The sequence below is a fragment of the Aestuariispira ectoiniformans genome (assembly GCF_025136295.1).
Taxonomy (GTDB): domain Bacteria; phylum Pseudomonadota; class Alphaproteobacteria; order UBA8366; family Aestuariispiraceae; genus Aestuariispira_A; species Aestuariispira_A ectoiniformans.
Window position 1 is genome coordinate 4,185,865 of record NZ_CP062788.1, and the last position, 25,199, is coordinate 4,211,063.

The window sequence follows — 25,199 nt, forward strand, 5'->3', positions numbered from 1 at the left end:
GGCCTTACTCCGCGGCTTGCAGGAAGGAGAATTCGTGTGCATCGACGCTCTCTTTGACACGTTCAGCCCAGGGATCACGCTGGCTCGTCTCCTGGCTTTTCAGAAAACGCACATAGAGCGCCGCACGATTGTCGGCGTCGTCGACCACCCGCTCCTGCACGTGTTTCAGACCAACCCTTTCAATCCAGGGCGCGGTACGCTCCAGATATCGCGCTTCTTCCCGATAAAGCTGGATGAAGGCGCAGCAATATTCCTTCACCTCTTCGCGTGTCTTGACCTTGCACAGCAGTTCGGTGGCCCGCACATGCATGCCGCCATTGCCACCCACATGCAGATCCCAACCGCCCTCGGTTGCGATCACACCAAAATCCTTGATGGTTGCCTCCGCACAGTTCCTTGGGCAGCCCGAAACCGCCATTTTGAACTTATGGGGCATCCAGGACCCCCAGGTCATCTGTTCCAGCTCCACCCCCATGCTCATGGACATCTGGGTTCCAAAGCGACACCATTCCTGCCCGACACAGGTTTTGACCGTGCGCAGCGACTTGCCATAGGCATGACCGGAAACCATGCCTGCCGCATTCAGATCCGCCCATACCGCAGGCAGGTCTTCCTTCTTTACGCCCAACAGGTCGATCCGCTGGCCGCCCGTGACTTTCATGGTGGGGATATCGAATTTATCCGCCACATCGGCGAGGGCGCGCAGCTCTTTTGGATTAGTCAGCCCGCCCCACATGCGCGGCACCACGGAATAGGTGCCGTCCTTTTGGATATTGGCGTGGACGCGTTCGTTGATGAAGCGGGACGCCCCATGGTCCACATAGTCACCCGGCCAGGCCGCAAGCAGATAGTAGTTCAACGCCGGTCGGCAGCTATGGCAGCCATCCGCGGTTTTCCATTCCAGCGCCTGCATCACAGCCGCCATGGACTTCAGGCCCTGGGCCTTGATCAGTCGACGCACCGTGTCGTGGTCGTGATCGGTGCAAGGGCAGATCGGCTTTGCCGCATCCGCCTCGAACTCACCGCCCAACGTAACCGCCAGAAGGTTTTCCACCAGGCCGCTGCAGGACCCGCAGGAGGCTGACGCCTTGGTATGGGCACGAACATCATCCAGCGAGGACAGCCCCTGTTCGTTTATGGCGGCAACAATCGTGCCTTTGCAAATGCCGTTGCAGCCACAGATTTCCGCATCGTCGGGAAGGGCGGCAACGGCATCCCTAGGGTTTCCGACAGACCCTCCCGCGAAAGCCTGACCAAAGGCCAGCGTATCGCGCAACTCACCAACGTCAGTGGCGTCCTTGAGCATCTGGAAATACCAGGCCCCGTCGGCAGTATCGCCATAAAGCACCGCCCCCTTTATGCGCCCCTCCTCCAGTACGATCCGCTTGTAGATACCGCGGCCTGCATCGCGAAAGACGATTTCCTCCACCTCATCACCGCCGGAGAAATCCCCCGCCGAAAAGACATCCACACCTGTCACTTTCAGCTTGGTGGAGGTAACTGAACCCGGATAGCCGTCGCTTTCCAGCTCTGCCAGATGATCGGCACAGCTTTTCGCCATTTCAAACAGCGGCGCAACCAGACCGTAGCACTGACCGCGATGTTGAACGCATTCGCCGACCGCCTTGACGGCCGGATCGCTGGTGGTCATGAAATCATCCACCACGATTCCGCGTTCAACGCTTAGACCCGCACGGTCGGCCAGCCATCCATTGGGTCGAATTCCAACCGCCATGACCACAAGACTGGCGTCCAGGTGGCGCCCATCCTTCAGCCAGACACCGGTTACATGTTCGTCACCGGTGATCTCCCGGGTATCTGCCTCGGTGATCACCTCAATCCCGCGACGTCCCAATTCCTGCTGCAGCAGATAACCGGCAGAGGCATCCAACTGCCTCTCCATGACGTGGCCTGCCAGATGCAGGACCGTTACCTTCATACCGCGTGCCTGAAGACCAACCGCGGCTTCCAACCCCAGTAGCCCGCCGCCGATCACAACAGCCCTGCCGCCGCTTTCAGCGGCTTTCAACATCACATCCACGTCATCCACATCGCGGAAGGTAACCACCCCCGGCAGATCCTTGCCTGCAATCGGGATCACGATGGGCATGGAACCGGTGGCCAGCAGCAATCGATCATAGGAGACAGCAAGCCCACTTTCCGCAGTCACGGTTTTATTCGCGCGGTCTATATCGACAACCGGGTCTCCGCTCTGCAACGTAATCCCGTTTTCTTCATACCAATCCTGTCCGTTGATCACGATGTCATCGAAGTTCTTTTCCCCTGACAGCAAGGGAGACAGCATGATCCGGTTGTAATTAACACGCGGTTCCGCGCCAAAAACGGTGATGTCGTATTTGCCGGGTGCGCGGGTCAAAAGTTCTTCGACCGTGCGCATACCCGCCATGCCGTTTCCGATTACCACCAATCGTGGACGGCGACCTTGTAGCAATGCAGGGTCCTTGCTCGCAGGGATTTTTGTCATTGTCCTGTGGCTCCTTCTCGCATCTTGCGAAATTGCACAAAAAAACGCCCGATGCCGGCCCCCTTCCCTTGGAAGAGATCAAGCAACGGACGTCGTTATCCGGAGAATCCTGCATTGGATTCAGTTATATAGCGGTCTGGCGTCAGACCAGTCTGGTCGGCATCTTTGCCGGTACCTGGTTCTTACGATACAAGATACATGCCAAAGAGAAATTTCGACTAAAGAACAAAATAAGACACTGAAAATAAATGATTATATTTCTAGCGCGAAATTGATGATATCGGCTCACAATAGATAATTGCATAAAAATTACACACAATAAAATCATCACGATTAAAAAATAGGCATGTCTTGCAAACCTTGCATGATGCGCCACGTCTACCGTCGCAACCGCACATATGAAAATCTATTTCGAAACAATAGATTAAACACACTTATGCTGCGACGCGACAAAACTGGCCTATAGATTGCTACAGAAAGAAAGTGAGCCGCAATGATGCGGTGTCCTCCTAAAGGCGGGAGGACGACAGTTCTTCGTCCAATGGCGGGCGACCAACTTTCGGACCGGGTGCAGGCGCATAAACGCCGGGCAGAACGGGCCGGGATGAGATCGGGCCACCGTTGGAATCAGTAGATGTGACCTGCGTGGCCCTGGGCTTAACCCGTCGGTCGTTAGACGACCCAAACGAAGGGCTACTTGTTATGGAAATCAGAAACAAGGCAACACGCATCACTCTATTCAGCCTGAAGTCGGTGCAGATGCGCACTTTTCACCTGACATGGCTGGCATTCTTTCTTTGTTTTTTCGGCTGGTTCGGCATCGCACCGCTCATGCCTCTGGTGCGGGACGATCTGGGGCTGAGCAAGGCTGAAATCGGCAACACCATCATCGCATCGGTGGCGATCACGGTGCTGGTCCGCCTATTAATCGGGCCTCTTTGCGACAAGATCGGGCCCCGCAAAACCTATACAGGCCTGTTGATCTTCGGCGCACTGCCCGTGATGATGATCGGGCTGGCGGATACTTATGAGACCTTCCTGCTGGCACGGTTGGCAATCGGCTCCATCGGCGCGTCCTTCGTTATCACGCAGTATCACACGTCCATGATGTTCGCGCCCAATGTGGTCGGCACCGCCAATGCAACGACCGCCGGCTGGGGCAACCTCGGCGGCGGCGTCACCCAGATGGCCATGCCCGCGATCCTTGCGATCATTCTGGGTCTTGGCGCAAGCGAGGTCATGGGCTGGCGTCTGGCAATAATTGCCCCCGGGGCGATCATGCTGGTGGTGGCCGCCCTGTATTGGATTTTCACCACTGACTGCCCGGACGGCAATTACCGGCAGATGCGCGAAAGCGGACAGTTGCGCCCGGAAGACGACCACAGCGGCGCAGCGAAAGGCTTTCTCACCGCCATCGGCGATGCGCGGGTCTGGGCGCTATTCATTGTCTACGCCGCCTGTTTTGGCGTGGAATTGACCATCAATAATATTGCTGCGATCTATTTCTTCGACCGCTTCGAACTGGACCTGCAGACAGCGGGCCTCATCGCCGGCCTCTTCGGATTAATGAATATCTTCGCCCGCACGTTGGGCGGGGTTTTCTCTGATCGTTTTGCTGCCAAGGGCGGCCTGTCCGGCCGCGTCCGCTTCCTGTTCCTGGCACTTTTTGTCGAAGGAGTGGCCCTGATCGGTTTCTCCATGATGGACGCACTGGTCATTGCTGTTGCGGTGATGGTGATCTTCTCGCTTTTCGTCCAGATGTCTGAAGGCGCCACCTTCGGGATCGTCCCCTTCATTAACCGAAAGGCTCTGGGTGCCGTTGCCGGGATTGTCGGCGCGGGCGGCAATGCCGGGGCGGTCGCCGCCGGTTTCCTCTTCAAATCGGAAGCACTGAGCTATCAGGACGGTCTTTTCTATCTCGGCGTCGCCGTTGTGATCTGCTCCTTTGCGGCGCTGGCGGTTCGTTTCTCGCCGGAAACCATCGCCCAGGAAAAGGCACGCTTCGAACAGGCAATGCTGGAACGCAGCGCACAAACCGCCCCGGCAATGGGTGGCGACTGATTGTATTGAGTAGCGGGGAGACAGGCCACAGGCGGTCTCCCCATCCAACCGTCGGCATAAGCGGAAGAATAACGGAACAGGGATCACGGCAGGAGCCACATGAAAGCAGAAGAATTCAGTATTCTGATTATTGACGAAGACCCGGACCGTGCCGCCATCGTGGAGCGCGGTCTGGTCGAGGCAGGCTATGCCCGCGTCAGCCGCATCGGCACCTCTTTCAATCTGGTAGACAGGGTGCAGGCCCTGGCCCCTGACGTCATCATCATCGACCTTGAAAACCCTGATCGCGACACACTGGAGCAAATGCTGCAGGTCTCCCGCGCCATCGCCCGTCCAATCGCCATGTTTGTTGACCAAAGCGACAACACAATGATCCGCGCCGCAGTACAGGCAGGCGTCAGCGCCTATGTCGTAGACGGTCTGCGCCAGGACCGGATTAAGCCGATCGTGGAAATGGCAATCTCCCGATTTGACGCCTTCGACCAACTGCGCCGCGAACGCGATGACGCCCAGGCAAAATTGCAGGACCGCAAAATCATCGAACGCGCCAAGGGGCTTCTCATGCGGGAAAAGGGGCTTACAGAAGACGACGCCTACGCCCTGCTGAGAAAAAACGCCATGCAGCAAAACCGCAAGATCGCCGACATCGCGCAAAGCGTCATTACCGCTTTTGAACTGGAGTTTTAAGAATGCCCGGCCGTCAGATTCATCTTGGTTACGTCCCCCTTGTTGATTGCGCAATACCGGTGGTCGCCCGGGAGCTTGGCTTTGCCGAGGCAGAAGGCCTGGACCTGATCCTGGGACGCGAACTTTCCTGGGCATCCATCCGCGACAAGCTGGCCGTAGGCCTCTATGACGCGGCCCATTTATTGGCCGGTATTCCGCTCGCCGCCCGGTTGGGATTGGGCGGCATGCCTCAACAGAACCTGATCGTGCCCATGGCCCTTGGCAGGGGCGGCAATGCGATCACGGTCAGTACACGCCTATATCAAAGGATGCTGGAGGCCGCACCGGAGATCATGGCTGGTCCACGCGGCAAGACCGCGAAGGCGTTAAAGAAAGTAATCGAACTGGATCAGGCCGCTGGACGCCCGCTCCTGTCCTTCGCAACCGTATTCCCCTTTTCCAGCCACAATTATGAATTGCGCTATTGGCTTGCAGAGGGAGAAATCGACCCGGACCAGGACGTGAATATCGGTATCATTGCGCCACCCCGCATGTTCGACAGCCTGCGCAACGGCTGGATCGACGGCTATTGCGTGGGGGAACCCTGGAACCTGCGCGCGGTCGATCGCGGCGACGGTGTTATCGTCGCCCTCAAAGAGGACATACACCCTGACAGCCCGGAAAAGGTCCTGGGCGTGCGGGAAGAATGGGCGAATAGCAACCGGGAGGCCCTGCTGGCACTAGTCCGCGCCTTAACCAGGGCCGCAGAATGGGCAGACAAGCTGGAAAACCGCAGTGAACTGGCACGCTTGCTCAGCGACGAAAATTATGTGGGCGCCCCGTACGAAATCCTTCATGCGTCACTGGCTGGCAGGCCAGTTCTGAAACCCGGAAGTCCACCTATGGATTTCCCGGAGCGCCATGTCTTTTTCCATCAGAATGCAACAATCCCGTCCTGCGAACAGGCAGCCTGGCTGACCAGCCAGATGCAGCGCTGGGACCAGGCCCCACCGGATCTCGATATGACCGACACCATCCGGCAAGTCTATCGACCGGATATCTATCAGGACGCCTCAACCAAGCGGCACCAAATCAAGTCCATCACTTGATCCGGCCATCAGGTCATCAATCGACAACAGCCCGGTTTGCGTGTCGATTTCACCGACAACCGCCGCCGCGTTGCGGGCGGCCCGTTCGGCGGCGGCATCAGTATCGGCACCCATGACAATCTGCGCGGCGAAGGTTGATGCGTAGGCATCGCCTGCCCCCACAGTCCCCCGAACCTCCACGGGCAAGGCAGGTACAAACCGGATCGCCCCCCGATCCGAAATATAAGCTCCTTCACCGCCATTCGTCACAATGACAAGCCCAGGACCTGCCTGATGAATCGCCGTGAAGAAATCGCCAAGCGCAACCCGCCTTTTACCGACAGGCAGCCCATCTTCCAAAAGCGCAGGCCCTTCAACAAAACAATCCTCGTCCACGCCATGGGGGCGGTCCATGGACTGCAATGGCAACGCGGCACAAAGCTGTGACGCCTCAACAGCGTTTATCACCAACAGGTCGATATGGCGCATGGCCTTCAGGCATTCCTGACCACGATAGGTGAGCTGGCGAATTCCGGGATTTGCAGCCACAAAGGCACCGGCCTTCCTCCCCTTCAGGGCCGCATCGGGGAAGCAAGCCGCTGACTGTCCAGAAAATGCCGTGATATAAACCAAATCACGGCCCTTAAAAATCTTTGGGTCAAGATCCTCGTTCACGAGCAACGTATTCGCTCCGCGGCAGACAAATATTGACGGATTATTGTCATGGGCGGAAAGCATGATCGACTTGCCGGTCGCCTTCTCTCCGGTGCGAATAATACCGCTGGTATCGACAGCTTCCTCCTGCAAACGCGCAATGATCACATCCCCATCAAGGTCTTTGCCCAGCTTGGCGAGACAGGCAACCTCAAGGCCCTGACGCGCCATGGATACGGCGGCATTGGTCGCGCCTCCACCAACGTAGGAGCTTATCTGTGCGACCTCCAGCTTGCGCCCCTCTTCCATCATCAGAAAGGATGCGGTCGCATTATGCATGGTCACGCGTTCAATCTCCCGACTTGCGACCGGAGCAATGATATCAATCGTGGCGCTGCCTATTGTCAGTGCCTTCATAACGTCTTTCCCAACAGAACGAGTTGATCTACAATATGAGCAATTGCCCGTTTATTGAGTAAATACTCAGCAATGTGAGACGGAATGTCAACCGTTGCTGTTAAACGGGAAGATTGATGCAGACACGGGCGTCGGCTAATCTTGCAACCTCAAAAGTGGGGACAGGTCACCGGTATCCATCGGTTAAAACACAAAAAAACAGGATAAATCATGGCCAGACGGGAAGAGAAACTGGACGCCGCAGCGAGAGCCGCCTGGCTTTACTACGTCGCAGGAAAGACACAGGACCAGATCGCCTCCATTCTGGGCGTTTCCCGCCAATCCGCGCAACGTTTGGTCTCCACCGCCGTCTCGGAGGGGCTGGTCCGTGTTCGAATAGACCACCCCATCTCCCATTGCATGGATCTGGCCAAACAGTTGAAAGAAAAATTCGGCCTGAGGTCAGCAACGGTCACGCCCAGCGACACGGCGTCGGATTCGACAACTTTGGGCATCGCCGAAGCAGCATCCGAAGAGATTGAAAAAACCTTGCGACAGCCGGAACCCCTCGTGATCGCCATAGGCACCGGACGGACCCTGAAGGCCGCCATCGAACAGCTGCCACCCATGGAATGCCCCCAGCACAAGATTGTCTCCCTTACCGGCAACATTGCACCAGACGGCTCTGCCGCCTACTACAACGTGATCTTCACCCTTGCCAATCTGGTGGAAAAGGCCCGCTCTTTCCCGATGCCTCTCCCTGTGCTCGCCTCCTCCAAGGCGGAAAAAAACACGCTTCATAAACAGGACATGATCCGGACAACCCTGGACCTGGCAAAAGACCCGGACGTTACCTTTGTCGGGATCGGGGATCTGGGCCCCGACGCACCGCTTTACCAGGACGGCTTCATCACCGATGCGGAACGTCAGTCCCTGAACAATGCAGGTGCCGTCGGCGAGATTGTCGGCTGGATCTATGACGGCGACGGCCAGATCATCAGGGACGGCATCTATGAGCGCGTGGCCAGTGCGCCCCTTCCCTCCCCGGAAACCACCCGCGTGATTGCCGTTGCCATGGGCCCTAAAAAAGTTCCAGGCATCCACGGCGCCCTCAAAGGCCATCTGATCAACGAATTGATTACCGATGAACGCACGGCCGAAGCCCTGCTAAAATAATGTAATTCAACAATCCTCGGACGAACGCTGCAGTGCAGCGACGAATCCCTATTGACATTCGCGCGCCCCTGTCAGAGCATTTGCTCATAACAAAAGCAAATGCTCAAAACATGTTCGGGGAGGATATGATGAACCTGAAACCGATGATAATCGGTGCGTGCTCCGTTCTGGCGCTTGCCGGAATGGCGCGGGCCGAAACCATAACCATCGCAACCGTGAACAACGGCGACATGATCCGCATGCAAAAGCTGACGGATGATTTCACCGCCAAGAATCCCGGCATCGAGCTGGAATGGGTCACGATGGAAGAAAACGTCCTTCGCCAGAAGGTCACCACCGACATTGCCACCAAAAGCGGCCAGTATGACGTGATGACCATCGGGACCTACGAGGTGCCGATCTGGGCCAAACAGGACTGGCTGGTGCCGCTGAATTTCGACAAAAGCTATGACGTGGACGACCTACTGCCTGCTATCCGCAGCGGCCTGACCGTGGATAGCAACCTTTATGCTGCGCCGTTTTACGGCGAAAGCTCCATGGTTATGTATCGCACGGACCTGATGAAGGCGGCAGGCCTGGAAATGCCGGACAAGCCGACCTGGGACTTCATCGCCAAAGCCGCAAAAGCCATGACCGACAAGGAGAAAGGCGTCTACGGCGTCTGCCTGCGTGGTAAGGCCGGTTGGGGCGAGAACATGGCCTTCCTGACGGCCGCCTCCAATTCATTTGGCGCACGTTGGTTCGATGAGAGCTGGCACCCGCAATTCGACAGCCCCGAATGGAAAAAAACGTTGTCCTTCTATGTGGACCTGATGAATGAAGCGGGCCCCCCGGGCGCGTCCAACAACGGGTTCAATGAAAACCTGGCCCTGTTCCAGACCGGCAAATGCGGGATGTGGATTGATGCCACTGTTGCGGCCTCATTCGTCACCAACCCGAAGGAATCCCAGGTTGCCGACAAAGTCGGTTTCGCGCTGGCGCCAGACGCCGGATTTGAAAAGCGCGCCAACTGGCTTTGGGCCTGGTCCCTTGCCATTCCGGCCGGCACGCAAAAACGTGAAGCGGCAGAGAAATTCATCGCCTGGGCGACCAGCAAGGACTATCTGAAACTGGTGGCCGAGAAAGAAGGCTGGGCCAATGTCCCGCCGGGCACGCGCACATCGCTCTACGAAAACCCGGCCTATCAGGATGCGGCGCCCTTCGCGGCAATGACCCTGGCCTCCATCAATTCCGCCGACCCCAAGCACCCGACCGTCAAACCGGTTCCCTATGTCGGCGTGCAATTCGTGGCGATTCCCGAATTCCAGGGCATCGGCACGGCGGTCGGCCAGCAGTTCTCCGCAGCTCTGGCCGGTCAGGTTTCTGTGGACGACGCCCTGCAACGGGCCCAGGCCCTGACCACGCGTGAAATGATGAAAGGCGGCTATATCAATTAGCCATGGCGGGCGTGGATGCCTGTCATGCTCCCTCGGGCAGGCATCCACCTCATCAAAACATGTTAGCTTCAACAAGAATGCGTTCGTCCGGGCACCCTCAAGATCGGTGCCCTGTTAAAAATGGGTGAAGGGCTACCATGGCAACCAAGAATACAAGAGCTTCCGCACGTATGATGATGGCTCCGGCCGTGATCATGCTGTTCATCTGGATGATCGTCCCGTTGGCGATGACGCTGTATTTTTCCTTCCTGCGGTACAATCTCCTCAACCCGGCTGTGACCGATTGGGCCGGTAGCTTCAACTACACATTCTTCCTGACAGACCCGGCCTTCAATGCGGCGCTGATCAATACGCTGCTGCTGGTCGGTGGTGTTCTGGCAGTTACTGTAATCGGGGGAACTTTACTCGCCCTCCTGATGGATCAGCCATTCTGGGGGCGTGGCATCGTGCGCCTGCTCGTCATCTCGCCATTCTTTGTCATGCCCACGGTTTCCGCCCTCGTCTGGAAAAACATGCTCATGCATCCGGTCTATGGGCTATTCACCTGGATTGCGCATGTCTTTGGCCTGGAAGGGATCGACTGGCTGTCCGATATCCCGCTGACCTCCATCACCCTGATCGTGTCCTGGCAGTGGTTGCCTTTTGCGACGTTGATTTTCCTGACCGCCCTACAGTCCCTGGACCGTGAACAGATGGAAGCCGCCGAGATGGACGGCGCAGGACCGGTCTCCCGTTTCATCTATATCGTGCTGCCGCATCTGGCGCGCGCGATCACCGTGGTGATCCTGATCGAAACGATCTTCCTGCTAAGTGTGTTTGCCGAAATTCTGGTGACCACGAATGGTGGTCCGGGCACGGAAAGCACCAACATCACCTATCTGATCTACAGCCAGGCCCTGCTGCTCTTCGATGTGGGCGGCGCATCGGCAGGTGGCATCATTGCTGTCATTCTTGCCAATATTGTTGCTGTTTTTCTGATCCGTCTGATCGGCAAGAATTTAGAGGCGTAACCATGGCAAATACAAAACACCAAGGAAAAACCCTGGCGGTGACCGTGCTTGCTTGGCTGGTGGCATTGCTGATCTTCTTTCCGATCCTCTGGACCATCATCACCAGTTTCAAGACGGAGGGCGAGGCCATTGCCTCTACACCGTCCTTCCTGTTCTTCGACTGGACACTGGAAAACTATGCGGAGGTTCAGTCCCGCTCCGACTATTTCAGCCATGTGATGAATTCGGTGGTGATCTCCTTCGGCTCCACCTTTTTAGGACTGCTGATCGCGGTTCCCGCCGCCTGGTCCATGGCCTTTGCACCTTCCAAGCATACCAAGAACATCCTGATGTGGATGCTGTCGACCAAGATGTTGCCGCCGGTGGGCGTTCTGGTACCGATCTATCTCTACTTCCGGGATTGGAACCTGCTGGATACCCAGATCGGTCTTGTGCTGGTCCTGACCATGGTCAATCTGCCGATCATCGTCTGGATGCTCTACACCTATTTCAAGGAAATTCCCGGCGACATTCTTGAAGCCGCGCGCATGGACGGCGCATCGCTGGCCAAGGAGATTCTCTATGTCCTGACGCCGATGGCGGTGCCGGGCATCGCATCCACCCTGCTGCTCAACATCATCCTGGCATGGAATGAGGCTTTCTGGACCCTCAACCTGACTGCTGCCAAGGCCGCCCCACTCACCGCTTTCATTGCCTCCTATTCCAGTCCCGAGGGGCTGTTCTGGGCAAAGCTATCAGCCGCATCAACACTCGCGATCGCCCCGATCCTGATCATCGGATGGTTTTCGCAGAAACAGCTCGTCCGCGGGCTGACCTTTGGTGCTGTTAAGTAGGAAAGACACAGTCATGAGTCGTATTCAACTGGAACAAGTCACAAAAACCTTCGGCAATCTGACGGTTATCCCGCCCTTGGACCTGACCATCGAAGAAGGCGAGTTCGTCGTCTTCGTTGGCCCATCCGGCTGTGGCAAATCCACACTTCTGCGCCTGATTGCAGGCCTGGAGGATGTTTCCAGCGGCCAGATCAGGATCGGCGGTACGGATGTTACCGAGGCCGCCCCGGCCAAGCGGGAACTCGCCATGGTCTTTCAGTCCTATGCGCTTTATCCGCATATGTCGGTTGAGGGAAATATCGCCTTCCCGCTGAAAATGGCGAATATGGACAAGACCTCCATCGCGAAGAAGGTCGCCGAAGTCGCCAAGATCCTGGACCTGACGGACTATCTGGACCGCAAACCGCGCCAACTATCCGGCGGCCAGCGCCAGCGTGTCGCCATTGGCCGGGCCATCGTACGCGAGCCCAAGGCCTTCCTTTTCGATGAACCCTTGTCCAACCTGGATGCGGCGCTGCGCGTTAACATGCGCCTGGAGATCAGCGAACTTCATAACAAGCTGCAATCCACCATGATCTATGTGACCCATGACCAGGTCGAAGCCATGACTATGGCCGACAAAATCGTCGTCCTGAATGGCGGGCGGGTGGAACAGGTCGGCACCCCCATGGAGCTTTACAACAATCCGGCCAATGTCTTTGTCGCGGGGTTCATCGGTTCGCCGAAAATGAACCTGTTAAACGGGGCGCTTGCCGCCAACTATCAGGCGGACACGCTGGGTATCCGTCCGGAACATATCCTCCTGAACCAGGAGGCGGGACAATTGTCCGGCACGGTGAATGTGGCTGAACATCTGGGTTCCGACACGTTCATCCATGTCCAGGTCGACGGTATCGGCCCGGTTACGGCCAGGGTCGATGGTGAAATGGGTATCCGCCATGGTGACCACGTTTCCCTCACTTTCCGGGAAGACAAAATCCATCGCTTTGACAACGCGGGAGGCGTGCTGTGACCGGCGGACGCCTCCAGGGAAAACGCGCCCTGATCACCGGCGCGGCGCGCGGGATCGGGTTGGCTTTTGCGGAGGCCTATCTCAGCGAGGGTGCATCTGTTGTTATCGCAGATATTGACGGCAACGGTGCGGCGGATGCAGCGGCATCGCTCGCAGAGCGTTTCGGTGACGACCGCATGGCATCGGTGGCCATGGATGTAACCAGTCAGGACAGTATTGATGCCGCCATTGCCTTTACCCAGGACCGTTTCGGCGGTCTGGATATCCTAGTCAACAATGCCGCCCTATTCGACCTGGCCCCGATTGCAGAGATCACGCGCGACAGCTACCACCGCCTGTTTTCGGTCAATGTGGAGGGGCCACTCTTCACCCTCCAGGCCGCAGCGCAGGCGATGATCTCTGGCGGTACGGGTGGCAAAATCGTCAACATGGCCAGTCAGGCCGGACGCCGGGGGGAGGCACTGGTCACCGTCTACTGTGCAACCAAGGCAGCCGTCATCAGCCTGACCCAGTCGGCGGGTCTGGACCTGATCAAACATGGGATCAACGTCAACGCCATCGCACCCGGTGTGGTGGATGGCGCGCATTGGGACCATGTGGACAGCCTGTTTGCACATTACGAGAACCGTCCCCTGGGCGAGAAGAAGCAACTTGTCGGCGAGGCCGTACCCTTTGGCCGTATGGCCACAGCCAAAGACCTCACCGGCATGGCCGTTTTCCTGGCAAGTAGCGAAAGTGACTATGTCGTCGGACAGACCTTCAATGTCGACGGCGGCAATTGTTTGAATTGAAAGGCAGTAAGAATGTATCTGAAAAAGCTCAGACTGGATGGTCGTGTCGCCGTCGTTACCGGCGGCGGTCAGGGGATTGGTTTTGCCTGCGCGCGGGCTCTGGGCGAGTTCGGCGCCAAAGTAATTATCGCCGACGTATTGGCCGACAGAGTGAATGCCGCCGTCAGTCAGCTAAATGACCTGGGCCTGGACACGCATGGAACAGACCTGGATGTCACGAACTCCCGCATGGTGGATGAGGTCGTCAGTACCCTTGTCCGTGACCACGGCAAAATAGATATACTGGTCAACAACGCAGGGGTCGCAGTCAGTGACGTTCCCGCGGAAGAGACCAGCGACGAGCATTGGCGCCTTCATATGGATGTCAACCTGGACGGCCTGTTCTGGTGCTGCCGGGCATTCGGACGGGAGATGCTGAAACAGGGCAAGGGCAGTATTGTGAATATCGGCTCTATGTCCGGTGTCATTGTCAACAAACCCCAACCGCAATCTTTCTACAACGCCTCCAAGGCCGCAGTCCATCAGTTGACCCGGTCACTTGCCGCCGAATGGGGTAATCGTGGTGTGCGCGTCAACGCCGTCGCCCCGACCTATATCGAAACGCCGCTAACCAAATTCGGTATCGAGGAAAATCCCGACCTCTACAAAATCTGGCTGGAGATGACCCCGATGAACCGGGTCGGCCAACCGGACGAAATCGCCTCTATCGTTCAGTTCCTGGCCTCGGACGCCTCCAGCATCATGACGGGTTCTATCGTCATGGCGGACGGCGGTTATTCCTGCTGGTAAACCGCGAGGCAGAATAAAAAGCATGACATGCAAACTGGTCATTTTCGACTGCGACGGGGTGCTGGTCGACAGTGAGGTTATTTCACTGTCGGTCCTTCGCGACTATATCGCCGGGCTCGGCGTTCATATCAGCGATGACGAATGTCGTAATCTGTTTCTGGGCGTCAGTCTCGAAACCACCTGCAGGGTTCTCACAGACGACTACGGACTGACGCTGGACGGAGACCAACTCGCCGGGATGCGGAAAATGCTATACGACCGGTTCAAGCAGGAATTGAAGGCCATCCCCGATGTTGATCAGGTGATCCCGACGTTGGAGATGCCCTTTTGTGTCGCATCGTCAAGCCAGGTGGAACGGATCAGGCTGGCCCTCATGGCAACCGGTTTGCTGCCACTGTTCGACGGAAATATCTTTAGTGCCACCATGGTTAAAAACGGCAAACCCGCGCCGGATCTTTTCCTGCATGCGGCGGGGGAAATGAACACCGCCCCAGGTGATTGCATTGTTATTGAAGACAGTCCGGCCGGCATCACCGCAGCAAAGCGTGCCGGCATGAAAGTCTTTGCTTTCACCGGCGCCTCTCACGCCGGACAGGAAGATCACGCCGCCAGCATTAAACATCTGGAGCCGGATGTAACCTTTGATAAAATGCACCAGTTACCCGCTTTAATTACAGAATTTTCCCTGGGTGGTGGAGCCAATGAGTAAATTTGTTGTTGGTGTCGACGTCGGCACAGGAAGCGCCCGTGCCGGTGTTTTCAGCCGGAATGGCCAGCTCATGGCGAAAAAAGAGCACCCTATTGCGATCAACCGGCCCGTCGCCAACCATGTGGAACAAAATTCAGAGGATATCTGGCGGGCGGTTTGCCTTGCCGTACAAGGGGCACTGCAAATCGCAGGCGTTAAAGGCGGCGATATTGAAGGTATCAGCTTTGATGCAACCTGCTCTCTGGTTGTCAGGGACAAATCCGCCGCCCCACTGACTGTTTCGACAACTGGCGAAAACCGTTGGGACACGATCGTCTGGCTGGACCACCGCGCCCTAGCAGAGGCCGATGAATGCAGCGCCCTGCCTCATAAGGTGCTGGACTATGTCGGCGGCACCATGTCGCCGGAGATGGAAATTCCCAAACTGATGTGGTTGAAGCGTAATTTGCCGGACACCTGGTGCAAGGCTGGTTATTTCTTCGACCTGGCGGATTACCTGACCTGGCGGGCCAGTGGCTCCAACGAACGTTCCGAATGTACGTTGACCTGCAAGTGGACTTATCTCGCCCATGAGGATCATGGCTGGCAATACGATTTCCTGGAAGCAGTCGGTCTCGCCGACATGCCCGACCGCGGGAATCTTCCCCCGAAAGCAAGCCCCATCGGCAAAAATATCGGCACCCTGGACCAGGCGGCAGCCGATCAGCTCGGCCTGACGACAAAATGTCAGGTCGGTGTTGGCCTGATTGATGCCCATAGTGGCGCTTTGGGCGTTGTCGGCGGCTTCGGTGACGGGCTATCCAACGTCGAGGAACATCTGGCTCTGATTGCAGGAACATCCAGTTGCGTCATGGCCCTCTCCCAGTCCGCCAAAGCCTGTAATGGTGTCTGGGGTCCCTATTATGGCGCCGTTCTGCCCGGATACTGGCTGAACGAGGGCGGCCAGTCCGTGACCGGCGCATTGCTGGACCACGTCATTCGCTGGCATCCCGCGGGCGGTCAGCCCACCTCCGACCTGCATGCCCGCATTTGTGAGCGCATCATGGATCTCCGCTCAGAGGAAGGCTATGCACTTGCAAGTCGCCTGCATGTATTGCCCGATTTTCACGGTAACCGCTCTCCCTTGGCAGATCCGCATGCGTTGGGCGTGATCAGCGGCCTCGATCTGGATCTCAGCTTCGACAATCTGTGCCGGCTCTACTGGCGCACCGCCATCAGTATTGCACTCGGTGTCAGGCATATTCTGGAAGCCCTGAATGCGGCAGGATTTGTAATCGAGAACCTTCACGTGACGGGCGGGCATACCAAGAACCCGCTATTGATGGAACTGTATGCCGATGCGACGGGATGCACCGTGATCGAACCCGCAGCCGAGGACGCGGTCCTGCTGGGAACTGCCATGGTGGCGGCAACCGCCGCCGGTTGGCATGCGGATCTGGCCTCATCGGCCCTTGCCATGCATCAGGGTGAAACCAGTCGTCGCCCAAACCCGAAGGCGATGGACCAATTCGACCGTGACTACAAAATCTTCCTGAAGATGCATGAACAACGCCGCATCCTGGACCAGATCAATTGAAGAGGACGAAGCCCCGTCATGATTTTGTGTTGCGGTGAAGCCCTGATCGACATGCTGCCGGATAACAGTATGGGGCGACTGAGTTTTACCCCCTATCCCGGGGGTGCAGTCTATAACACGGCAATTGCTCTGGGCCGCCTTGACGTGCCGGTCAGCCTGTTTAGCGGCATTTCCACGGATTTCTTTGGAGACCTTCTCCGGGCGCAGCTTGGAGAATCAAATGTGGATACCGGGCTTCTCCATTTTGCCGACCGTCCCACCACCCTGGCCTTCGTCACGCTTAAAGACGGCCAGGCGTGCTATGTCTTCTATGATGAAAACACCGCAGGTCGCTGTCTGGGCGTATCCGATATCCCCACGGTACCGGCAGAGGTGAAGGCTTTTTTCTTCGGCGGTATCTATCTGGGGCAAGAACCTTGCGGTACCACGTTCGAAACTTTCATGGGCCAGGTGCATGGCTATTTCGTCACCATGCTCGACCCGAATATCCGGACGGGTTTCATCGCCGACGAGGCTGCCTACCGGTCCCGGTTGGACAGGATGCTTGGCTACGCCGACATCGTAAAGCTCTCGAACGAAGACCTGGCCTGGATTGACAGTGATGCGGAGATGGCGGACTGGGCGCAAAGTTGGCTAAACCGCGATGTCTCCCTCATCGTCGTCACCCGCGGCGACAAAGGTGCTGTCGCCTTTAGCCGAGACGCCATTGTGGAAGTGCTCCCCGGCCAGACCACCGTCGCCGACACCGTTGGTGCCGGTGATACCTTCAATGCGGGCCTGCTCGCCTCTTTTCAGGCGCAGGGGTTGCTCACCAAAACCGGCATCGGCGACTTATCCGAAGATGCTATCGCGCGCGCACTGACTTTCGCCGCCGAGGCGGCGGCTATTACCGTCTCCCGCCCCGGAGCAAACCCGCCCTGGCGGGAAGAATTATCTGCGGCATAACACATCTCGCGCAACGGCACGGATCAATCCGCCGCATCCACAAGCTTCTTACCCTGCTTTCCACTTTTGCCGCAGACTTCCGACATGGCCGTCATTGCATGATACTGAGACAGGAACACCTCGCCACTCAACTCCGACAGGAAATCGGTACGCTGTAACCGGTCCATGACAGGGCCTTTCACCTCCGACAGATGCAGGCGGATGCCCATATCCTGCAGCCGGTGATTGATCGCTTCCAGGGATTCCAAAGCACTGGAATCGATCTCGTTGACCGCCGAGCACATCAGGATCACGTGACGCAGGCCTTCGTCTCCCACCACCCGGTCGAGGATATAATCTTCCAGATAGCGAGCATTGGCAAAATACAGGCTCTCATCCACCCGGATGGTCAGCACCGCCGGATCGGTCAGCACCTTGTGACGGTTGATGTTGCGGAAATGCTGGGTTCCCGGCACACAACCAACCTCGGCAATATGCGGGCGCGACGTGCGATAGAGGAACAGCAGGATCGACAGCCCGACACCGACGGACATGCCAACCTCCACCCCAAACCCCAGCGTCAGCAGGATCGTCGCCGCAACCGCCGCAAAATCCGCCTTGGAATAACCCCAGGTGAAACGCAGGATGGAAAAATCCACAAGCGACAGCACCGCAACGATGATCGTCGCCGCCAGGGTTGCCTTGGGCAGGAAATAGAGCAGCGGCGTCAGCAACAGGGCTGCCAGCAGAATACCTACGGCGGTAAAAGCGCCCGCGGCGGGCGTTTGTGCCCCCGCATCGAAATTCACCACGGACCGGGCAAAGCCCCCTGTTACCGGATAACCGCCCGTCAGCGACGAGGCGATATTGGAGGCTCCCAGCCCGATCAATTCCTGGTCGGGCACGATCCGCTGGCGTTTTTTGGCGGCCAGTGTCTGGGCGACAGAAACGGATTCAACAAAACCGATGATGGAGATCAGCACCGCAGACCCTGCAAGACTGGTCCAGAGGTCCAGGTCAAAAGACGGAATCGTCACAGGCGGCAGCCCCTGTGGCACCGCGCCAACGATCGCTACTCCCTTGCCGTCCAGCCCGAAGCCCCAGGTGACGACGGTCGTCACCGCCACCGCAAGCACCGGGCCCGCCTTGGCCAGAACATCACATAAACCGTCCGACAGGCCGAAGCGGCGCAACAGGGGTTTCAGCCCCTTGCGCACCCAAAAGAGAAAGACAATGGAGGCCAGCCCAATCACGAGCGTTACAGGATTGGTATCCGCCGCGTTAGAGGCCAGCGAATGGAGGATTTCCACCAGGGTATGACCAGAGGCCGGAATACCCAGAACATGCTTCAACTGGCTGGACGCGATCAGCAGGCCGGAGGCGGTGATGAAACCGGCGATGACCGGATGGCTCAGGAAATTCGCCAGAAAGCCCAAGCGAAACAGGCCCGTTGCCAACAGGATCAGCCCTGACAGGAAGGCCAGGGTCATGGCGGCAAAGGCATATTCCGCCGTCCCCTGCAGCGCCATGTTACCGACGCTCGCCGCCGTCATCAGGGAAACCACGGCCACCGGCCCAACGGCCAATGCGCGGCTGGTGCCAAACAGGGCATAGGCCACCAACGGCAGGATAGAGGCATAGAGCCCCATCTCCATAGGCAACCCCGCCAGCAGGGCATAGGCCAATGATTGGGGGATCAGCATGATCGTCACGATCAACGCGGCCAGGGCATCATCGGCCAGAACGGAACGATTGTAGGTGCGCCCCCATTCCAGGATCGGCAGGTAGCGTTGCAGGAACTTCACGGCAGTCACAGCCTCTCGACTTCTCTCTCTGCCTGCCCGGCCAAGGCCGGGTCAGGCTCGCACAGGTTTTGGGTTAGATGAGGGTCAGGTGGAAACAAGCTTTTCCGGTTTTGCCAGCCATTCACGACCGCGCAGCATGGCTTTCCAGTATATCGGCGGCAGCATCTTTTCCTTGAGCAGCCATGCCAGACGGCTGGGCTGCGTGCCATCAATCATCCAGCTCGGGAAACTGGGCAGCAGTTTGCCGCCATAACCGAATTCGGCCAGGACGATTTTGCCACGCTCCACCGTCAGCGGACAGGAACCGTAGCCATTGTAAAGCGAGGTCGCGCTGCCTCCATGGATATCGGCAATAACATTATCCGCCACGACAGGGGCCTGCTTACGGGCCGCCGCGGCTGTCTTGGCATTGGGGGCATTCATCACATCCCCCAGCGACCAGACATTCTCATATGTTTTGTGGCGTAATGTGGACTGGTCGACGTCGACCCAACCGGCCTCGTCCGCCAGCGGCGACACCTTGATGAAATCGGGCGCGCATTGCGGCGGGCAGACATGGATCATATCGAATTCAACTTCGACAGCCCTTGCTTCCTTCTCCGGCTCCTGAACCGCGAAGACAGCCTTTTTGGCCTCCCCGTCGATGGAAACCAGATTGTTGAAGAAATTCAGCTTCGCGTGATAGCGGTCGATATAATTCATGAGGGCCGGAACATATTCCTTCACCCCGAACAGAACGCCGCCTGCGTTGTAGAAACCCACGTCGATATTGTCCAACACACCATTTCGGTACCAGTGATCGGCGGACAGATACATCGCCTTTTGAGGCGCACCGGCGCATTTGATCGGCATCGGCGGCTGGGTGAAAATCGCCCGGCCGGATTTCATGTTCCGGACCAACTCCCAGGTATAGGGGGCCAGGTCATAGCGATAGTTGGAGGTGACACCGTTTTTCCCGAGCGTATCCACCAGCCCGTCAACACGGTGCCAGTCCAGCTTCAATCCCGGACAAACGATCAGGCGCTGGTATTTCACCACCCGGCAACCATCCAGAATCACCGCATCATTTTCCGGCTCAAAGGCAGCAACGGCGGCCTTGATCCAATGAACCTTGCCCGGGATCAGGGACGCCATGGTCTTGGCGGTGTCAGACGGATCGAAGATCCCACCGCCCACCATGGTCCAGCCGGGTTGGTAGTAATGAACATCAGCCGGCTCCAGAATTGCAACATCCAGGTCGGGGGAGCGTGCCATCAGGCTGGACGCCACAGCGATACCTGCAGCACCACCGCCGACGATCACAACGTCATGGCTGGCATCGGGGTGATCGGTGGGCGTCTTGCCCTTATTGGCAATGCGGCGAACTACACCGGCCATATCGTATCCCGCCGCCTTGGTTGCCGCCAGAATATCGGCCACCGACTGGCTTTTCGCCTGGGACAGGGACCAGAGCGTGATGGACCGCGTCCCGGACCGGCAATAGGCCAGCACCGGCTTGGGCAGCGCCTGCATGGCATGGTCGAAATCTTCCGCATCCTCGTCGCGCACCTTGCCCGAGGTGATCGGCAGATAGCGCGTTTCCAGCCCATGCTTTTTAGCTTCGGCCTCTATTTCATCGAAAGTCGGCTGATCGGGGCCTTCCCCGTCGGGCCGATTGCAGATGATCGATCGAAATCCGGTTGCGGCCAATGCCGCCACGTCAGCCAGTTCGATCTGCGGGCTGACAGACAGCACTTCATTTACTTTTTTCGGTTCCATGAACGTGTCCTCCCAGACATAAACAAGGTTAGAGCTGGTTGATGGGGACTTTGAGGAAATAGCGCCCGTCCTTGTCTGCGGGCGGCAAAGCACCGGCACGCATGTTGACCTGAAGAGACGGCAGGATCAGGCGGGGCAGGTCGAGTTGAGCATCCCGCTCCGTACGCATTTTGACGAATTCCTCCTTCGTCTTGCCACCGCCCACATGGATGTTGTTGGATTTTTCTTCGGCGACCGTGGTTTCCCACGCGATCTCGCGCCCTTCCGGACCGTAGTCATGACACATGAACAGGCGCATCTCTGCAGGCAGGGAAAGAACCTTCTGAATGGAATCGTAGAGGGTGCCTGCATCACCACCGGGGAAATCCGCACGCGCGCTGCCGCCATCCGGCATGAACAGTGTATCGCCAACAAAGGCGGCATCCCCCATCACATGGGTCATGCAGGCCGGTGTGTGACCGGGGGTATGCATGGCAAATGCCGTCAGCTCGCCGATCCGATAGGTATCCCCATCATCAAAAAGCCGGTCGAACTGGCTGCCGTCACGGCGGAATTCCGTCCCTTCATTGAAAACCTTCCCGAAGGTTTCCTGTACGATCATGATGTTCCTGCCGATGCCGATCTTGCCGCCCAGACGATCCTGGATATAGGGCGCTGCCGACAGGTGATCCGCATGAACATGGGTTTCGATCAGCCATTCCAGGTCCAGTTCATTCTTCCGGATGAAATCAATAATCTCATCGGCATGGTCATAGGTAATGCGACCGCCCGCATAGTTGATATCCATGACTGAATCGACCACGGCGCAGGATCGGCTGTTCGGGTCCTTGACCACATAGCTGATGGTGTTCGTATCCGGGTCGAAAAACGGGAATACGTCAGGCTTTTCACCCATGTTGACAGGGTAATCAGACATGATGACAGGTCCTTTCATACTGACTTCAGGTTGACGAGGGGGTTGCTGCGCCAGTCTGGAACACGGCACGTAGAAGCCTCGCCGCGATAATCCCCGCAATCAGGGCCGCAACGAAAATCAAGACCTCCATGCGCCCCGTGCCCAAGGCAGGCAGTGATCCGCCGGGGCAAAAGCCCGCAATTCCCCATCCGATACCGAATATTGCCGCCCCGCCGACGAGGGGTATATCGATGTCCTTCTTGGTCGGCAGTTGGAATGTCTCGGCCTGAACCGGCCCCGAACGCGCCAGAACCAATCGGTACCCGATGAAGGTCACGACCAGGGCGCCGCCCATCACAAAAATCAGGCTGGGGTCCCAGCTTCCTGCGATATCGAAGAAATTCAGAACTTTGGCCGGGTTCGCCATGCCGGAAATGGAAATACCAAGACCAAAGACAAGACCGATCGCATAGGCAGTAATCAAACGCATGGCCTTATCCTCCCAACAGATGACGTAGAATGAAGACCGTAATCCCGGTCGCGACCATGAAGGTCAGGGTGGCAACGATGGACCGTGGGGACAGCCGCGCCATCCCGCACACCCCGTGGCCCGAGGTGCACCCGCTGCCGAAAGTAACCCCGACACCGACAAGGAAACCGCCAATCACAAGCATCAGCGTGGACACCGGAACCTGAATTGTCGGATAGGCGCCAGTTATCAGGAAAAAGGCGGTCGGGCCGGAGACCATTCCAACCAGAATTGCCGCCCGCAGGCTCCAGTCGGAGGCAGACGCCGGTTTCAACACACCGGCCAGGATTCCCGTTGCCCCGAAGATTCGCCCATGCAAAAACATCAGGGCGACGGCAGCCAGTCCAATCAGGACACCGCCCAGAAGAGAGGCATAGGGCGTGAATGTCGTTTCCATCACATTCACCGTGCGCAGGTCCGCATGCCCAGGATACGATAAAGCGGGCAAAAGCGCAGCGCCGCCGTGACAATCAGCACAAGGCCAACAACAACAGCGCCATACATCCACACAGGATTCGCCCACAGTGCGAAGCTGGTTACAAAAGGCAAGGCCACCAGGACAGCGCCGATTATCAGGCGCATCACGCGGTCGATCGTTCCAACATTGGCTTTCATCGCTAGTCCTCCATTAAATCTGGAGAACAGTTTACGCGACCGTTGCCAAGCCTGTCGGTGACATTATCACCAACGGAAAAAATTAAATGATTTCAGGAAAGAAGCTTTTTCAGTGACGGTCAGGATTTCAGTGTGTTTTGGCCAGTCTTTCAAGCGCCGCACGGTCCTGGATTTCGATTGTGCCACGCGCCAGCTTCACCCATTCGCGCCGCTGGAATTCCTGTAACTGCCGGGAAATGACCTCCCGTGCACTGCCAAGTTCGGTTGCCAATTGATGATGGGTCGCCACCACCCGGTCACTTTCCTTGCCAAGCGCCAAAAGCTTTTGTGCCAGCCGAATATCAATCCGGCGAAAGGCGATTTCCTCGATGACAAAAAACAGGTCGGTAATGCGTTTTGAATAGGCGGTAAACACAAACCGTCGGAAGGTGCCGGACCGGGCGATCAGATCCTCGAACACGCCGCGTGGGACGGCCACGGCACGGACGTCCGTCTCTGCCACGCCTTCCGCGCTGTAATCCTCATAGGCCAGCAGGCAGGCCGTGGTCAGCACACAGCTTTGCCCGCTATGAACGCGGTAAAGAACAATCTCGCGGCCGGTATCGGAGACCTGTTGCACCCGCACGGTTCCGTCCAGCAGTAACAGCAGGTTTTCCGGCGCCTTGCCCGGGCCGAAGATCACCGCCCCTTCCGGGACTGTCACGATCTTGCTCTGGCTGACCAGAGTGTCCCGCACGGGCGCTTCAAGGCCCGCCAGGCCGGGAAAGCGGTCAACCCACATCTCGGTCATGACATGTCACTCCTGCTGAACATCTGTCTGTTGGCGGCCATTATGCCCTGAAAGATGTATTAGACCATAGACAACTACAACCCCAGCGCAAGGCGGATGGCGTAGGCGATGGCCCCCAACACCGCCACACCGGCAATCCATAGCGCCACGAACCACGCCAGTTGTCTAAGGTTCCGCCGCGTTCCGCCTGCCATCAGTGATACCCCTCCTCCGGATCGACCTTGCCCCGGAAAATCCAATAGGCATAACCGGAATAGGCCAGGATGATCGGAATGAGAACAACCGCCCCGACCAGGATGAAGGCCAGGCTTTCATCGGGGCCTGCGGCCTGCCAGATCGTGATATTCGGGGGTACGATCATCGGGTAAAAGCTGATCCCGATCCCGATGTAGCATAGTACGAAAATACCAAGCGCGCCCAGGAAAGGCCACGCATCCCTGCCTTTCCGCAGCCCCGCAACCAGCAGAACGACGCATCCCGCCAGCAGCAAGGGAACAACCGCACTGAAAATCAGGTTGGGCCCTTTGAACCAACGGGACAAATACAGGTCGTTCAGGAAGGGCGTCCACAGGCTGACGGCACCGATCAGGACAAGCGTGGCAGCACAGAGGCCCCAACTCGCCCGGCGCATCTGCCGTGCCATCTCGCCCTCTGTTTTCATGACCAGCCAGGTCGCCCCCAACAGGGTATAACCAATCACCAGCGCCACCCCGGTCGTCAGGCTGAACAGCGTAAGCCAGTCCCACCAGCCACCGGCATAGGCGCGGTTCTGGACATCAATGCCCTGCACCAATGCGCCCAGTGCAATTCCCTGGGCAAGGGCCGCGATCAGGGACCCACCTGAAAATCCGATATCCCAAAGGAAACGGCCACGCACCGTCCGCGACCTGAATTCAAAGGAAACACCCCGGAAGATCAGGCCGAGAAGCATTGCAATCAACGGCGCATAGAGCGCCGGCAGTATTGTTGCATAGGCCAGGGGAAAGACGGCAAACAAGCCGCCGCCGCCCAGCACCAGCCAGGTTTCATTCCCATCCCAGACGGGCGCGACGGAATTCATGGCGATGTCACGGTCCCGGTTGCTGCGCAGGAAGGGAAACAATATTCCGACCCCCAGGTCGAAACCGTCGAGAACAACATAGGCAAGAACCGCGAAGGCGATCAGCCCTGCCCAGATGAAGGCGAGATCCAATTCCATGAT

Annotated in this window: 23 protein-coding genes; 13 read left to right on the top strand and 10 right to left on the bottom strand. The window is 57.6% G+C overall.

Features of this window, described 5'->3' with window-relative positions:
- Positions 1–4: 4 nt before the first annotated feature.
- The gene (gene nirB, locus IF205_RS19730) at positions 5–2,485 is read right to left on the bottom strand and encodes a nitrite reductase large subunit NirB (RefSeq protein WP_259781069.1); all 2,481 of its coding nucleotides are present in this window, start codon (positions 2,483–2,485) and stop codon (positions 5–7) included.
- Positions 2,486–3,187: 702 nt separating this feature from the next.
- On the opposite strand from nirB, the gene IF205_RS19735 reads away from it, so the two are divergent.
- The 3 genes from IF205_RS19735 (at position 3,188) to IF205_RS19745 (ending at position 6,321) form a co-directional block, all read left to right on the top strand.
- Positions 3,188–4,546 (top strand): NarK family nitrate/nitrite MFS transporter, encoded by a 1,359-nt coding sequence (locus IF205_RS19735; protein ID WP_259781070.1) that lies wholly within the window; start codon positions 3,188–3,190, stop codon positions 4,544–4,546.
- A gap of 99 nt (positions 4,547–4,645) precedes the next feature.
- Entirely contained in the window at positions 4,646–5,233 is a 588-nt protein-coding gene (locus tag IF205_RS19740) for an ANTAR domain-containing response regulator (RefSeq protein WP_259781071.1), read from the top strand.
- Positions 5,234–5,235: 2 nt separating this feature from the next.
- Positions 5,236–6,321: a CmpA/NrtA family ABC transporter substrate-binding protein gene (locus tag IF205_RS19745; protein ID WP_259781072.1), complete on the top strand. Its 1,086-nt coding sequence runs from the start codon at positions 5,236–5,238 to the stop codon at positions 6,319–6,321.
- On the opposite strand, the gene IF205_RS19750 is transcribed toward IF205_RS19745, so the two are convergent.
- Complete coding sequence (locus IF205_RS19750; protein ID WP_259781073.1) at positions 6,286–7,371, bottom strand: carbohydrate kinase family protein; 1,086 nt, start codon at positions 7,369–7,371, stop codon at positions 6,286–6,288. The genes IF205_RS19745 and IF205_RS19750 overlap by 36 nt on opposite strands.
- Positions 7,372–7,581: 210 nt before the next feature.
- On the opposite strand from IF205_RS19750, the gene IF205_RS19755 reads away from it, so the two are divergent.
- The 10 genes from IF205_RS19755 to IF205_RS19800 all read left to right on the top strand — a co-directional run bounded on the left by IF205_RS19755 (position 7,582) and on the right by IF205_RS19800 (position 17,627).
- Complete coding sequence (locus IF205_RS19755; protein WP_259781074.1) at positions 7,582–8,526, top strand: sugar-binding transcriptional regulator; 945 nt, start codon at positions 7,582–7,584, stop codon at positions 8,524–8,526.
- 125 nt (positions 8,527–8,651) lie between these two features.
- Complete coding sequence (locus IF205_RS19760; protein WP_259781075.1) at positions 8,652–9,962, top strand: ABC transporter substrate-binding protein; 1,311 nt, start codon at positions 8,652–8,654, stop codon at positions 9,960–9,962.
- A 137-nt stretch (positions 9,963–10,099) separates the two neighbouring features.
- Complete coding sequence (locus tag IF205_RS19765; RefSeq protein ID WP_259781076.1) at positions 10,100–10,972, top strand: carbohydrate ABC transporter permease; 873 nt, start codon at positions 10,100–10,102, stop codon at positions 10,970–10,972.
- Positions 10,973–10,974: 2 nt separating this feature from the next.
- Positions 10,975–11,805, top strand: coding sequence for a carbohydrate ABC transporter permease (locus IF205_RS19770; RefSeq protein ID WP_259781077.1), 831 nt, complete (start codon positions 10,975–10,977; stop codon positions 11,803–11,805).
- Positions 11,806–11,818: 13 nt separating this feature from the next.
- Positions 11,819–12,817, top strand: a complete 999-nt coding sequence (locus IF205_RS19775) for an ABC transporter ATP-binding protein (RefSeq protein WP_259781078.1) — start codon at positions 11,819–11,821, stop codon at positions 12,815–12,817.
- Positions 12,814–13,608, top strand: a complete 795-nt coding sequence (locus tag IF205_RS19780) for an L-iditol 2-dehydrogenase (protein ID WP_259781079.1) — start codon at positions 12,814–12,816, stop codon at positions 13,606–13,608. Before IF205_RS19775 ends, IF205_RS19780 begins: the two co-directional genes overlap by 4 nt.
- Before the next feature lie 12 nt (positions 13,609–13,620).
- Complete coding sequence (locus tag IF205_RS19785; protein WP_259781080.1) at positions 13,621–14,397, top strand: SDR family NAD(P)-dependent oxidoreductase; 777 nt, start codon at positions 13,621–13,623, stop codon at positions 14,395–14,397.
- Between the two features lie 22 nt (positions 14,398–14,419).
- A complete protein-coding gene (locus IF205_RS19790; RefSeq protein ID WP_259781081.1) occupies positions 14,420–15,106 on the top strand; it encodes an HAD family hydrolase in 687 nt (228 codons plus the stop codon).
- Positions 15,099–16,682 (top strand): FGGY-family carbohydrate kinase, encoded by a 1,584-nt coding sequence (locus IF205_RS19795; RefSeq protein WP_259781082.1) that lies wholly within the window; start codon positions 15,099–15,101, stop codon positions 16,680–16,682. Before IF205_RS19790 ends, IF205_RS19795 begins: the two co-directional genes overlap by 8 nt.
- Before the next feature lie 18 nt (positions 16,683–16,700).
- The gene (locus IF205_RS19800) at positions 16,701–17,627 is read left to right on the top strand and encodes a carbohydrate kinase family protein (protein ID WP_259781083.1); all 927 of its coding nucleotides are present in this window, start codon (positions 16,701–16,703) and stop codon (positions 17,625–17,627) included.
- 23 nt (positions 17,628–17,650) lie between these two features.
- Here IF205_RS19800 and IF205_RS19805 read toward each other — a convergent pair whose 3' ends face one another.
- From IF205_RS19805 to cydB, 8 genes are all read right to left on the bottom strand, one after another.
- Positions 17,651–19,420, bottom strand: coding sequence for a SulP family inorganic anion transporter (locus tag IF205_RS19805; RefSeq protein WP_259781084.1), 1,770 nt, complete (start codon positions 19,418–19,420; stop codon positions 17,651–17,653).
- Between the two features lie 75 nt (positions 19,421–19,495).
- Positions 19,496–21,169 (bottom strand): bifunctional protein tyrosine phosphatase family protein/NAD(P)/FAD-dependent oxidoreductase, encoded by a 1,674-nt coding sequence (locus tag IF205_RS19810; protein WP_259781085.1) that lies wholly within the window; start codon positions 21,167–21,169, stop codon positions 19,496–19,498.
- Positions 21,170–21,197: 28 nt separating this feature from the next.
- Positions 21,198–22,085 carry an MBL fold metallo-hydrolase gene (locus tag IF205_RS19815; RefSeq protein ID WP_259781086.1) on the bottom strand — a complete coding sequence of 296 codons (888 nt, stop codon included), beginning with the start codon at positions 22,083–22,085 and terminating at the stop codon, positions 21,198–21,200.
- Between the two features lie 25 nt (positions 22,086–22,110).
- On the bottom strand, positions 22,111–22,554 hold the full coding sequence (locus IF205_RS19820; RefSeq protein WP_259781087.1) for a DUF6691 family protein: 444 nt from the start codon (positions 22,552–22,554) through the stop codon (positions 22,111–22,113).
- A 4-nt stretch (positions 22,555–22,558) separates the two neighbouring features.
- A complete protein-coding gene (locus tag IF205_RS19825) occupies positions 22,559–22,990 on the bottom strand; it encodes a YeeE/YedE family protein (protein ID WP_259781088.1) in 432 nt (143 codons plus the stop codon).
- 5 nt (positions 22,991–22,995) lie between these two features.
- Positions 22,996–23,208: a YgaP family membrane protein gene (locus IF205_RS19830; protein ID WP_259781089.1), complete on the bottom strand. Its 213-nt coding sequence runs from the start codon at positions 23,206–23,208 to the stop codon at positions 22,996–22,998.
- A 127-nt stretch (positions 23,209–23,335) separates the two neighbouring features.
- Positions 23,336–23,998 carry a Crp/Fnr family transcriptional regulator gene (locus tag IF205_RS19835; RefSeq protein ID WP_259781090.1) on the bottom strand — a complete coding sequence of 221 codons (663 nt, stop codon included), beginning with the start codon at positions 23,996–23,998 and terminating at the stop codon, positions 23,336–23,338.
- Positions 23,999–24,191: 193 nt separating this feature from the next.
- Positions 24,192–25,196 carry a cytochrome d ubiquinol oxidase subunit II gene (cydB, locus tag IF205_RS19840; protein ID WP_259781091.1) on the bottom strand — a complete coding sequence of 335 codons (1,005 nt, stop codon included), beginning with the start codon at positions 25,194–25,196 and terminating at the stop codon, positions 24,192–24,194.
- Positions 25,197–25,199 lie beyond the last annotated feature (3 nt).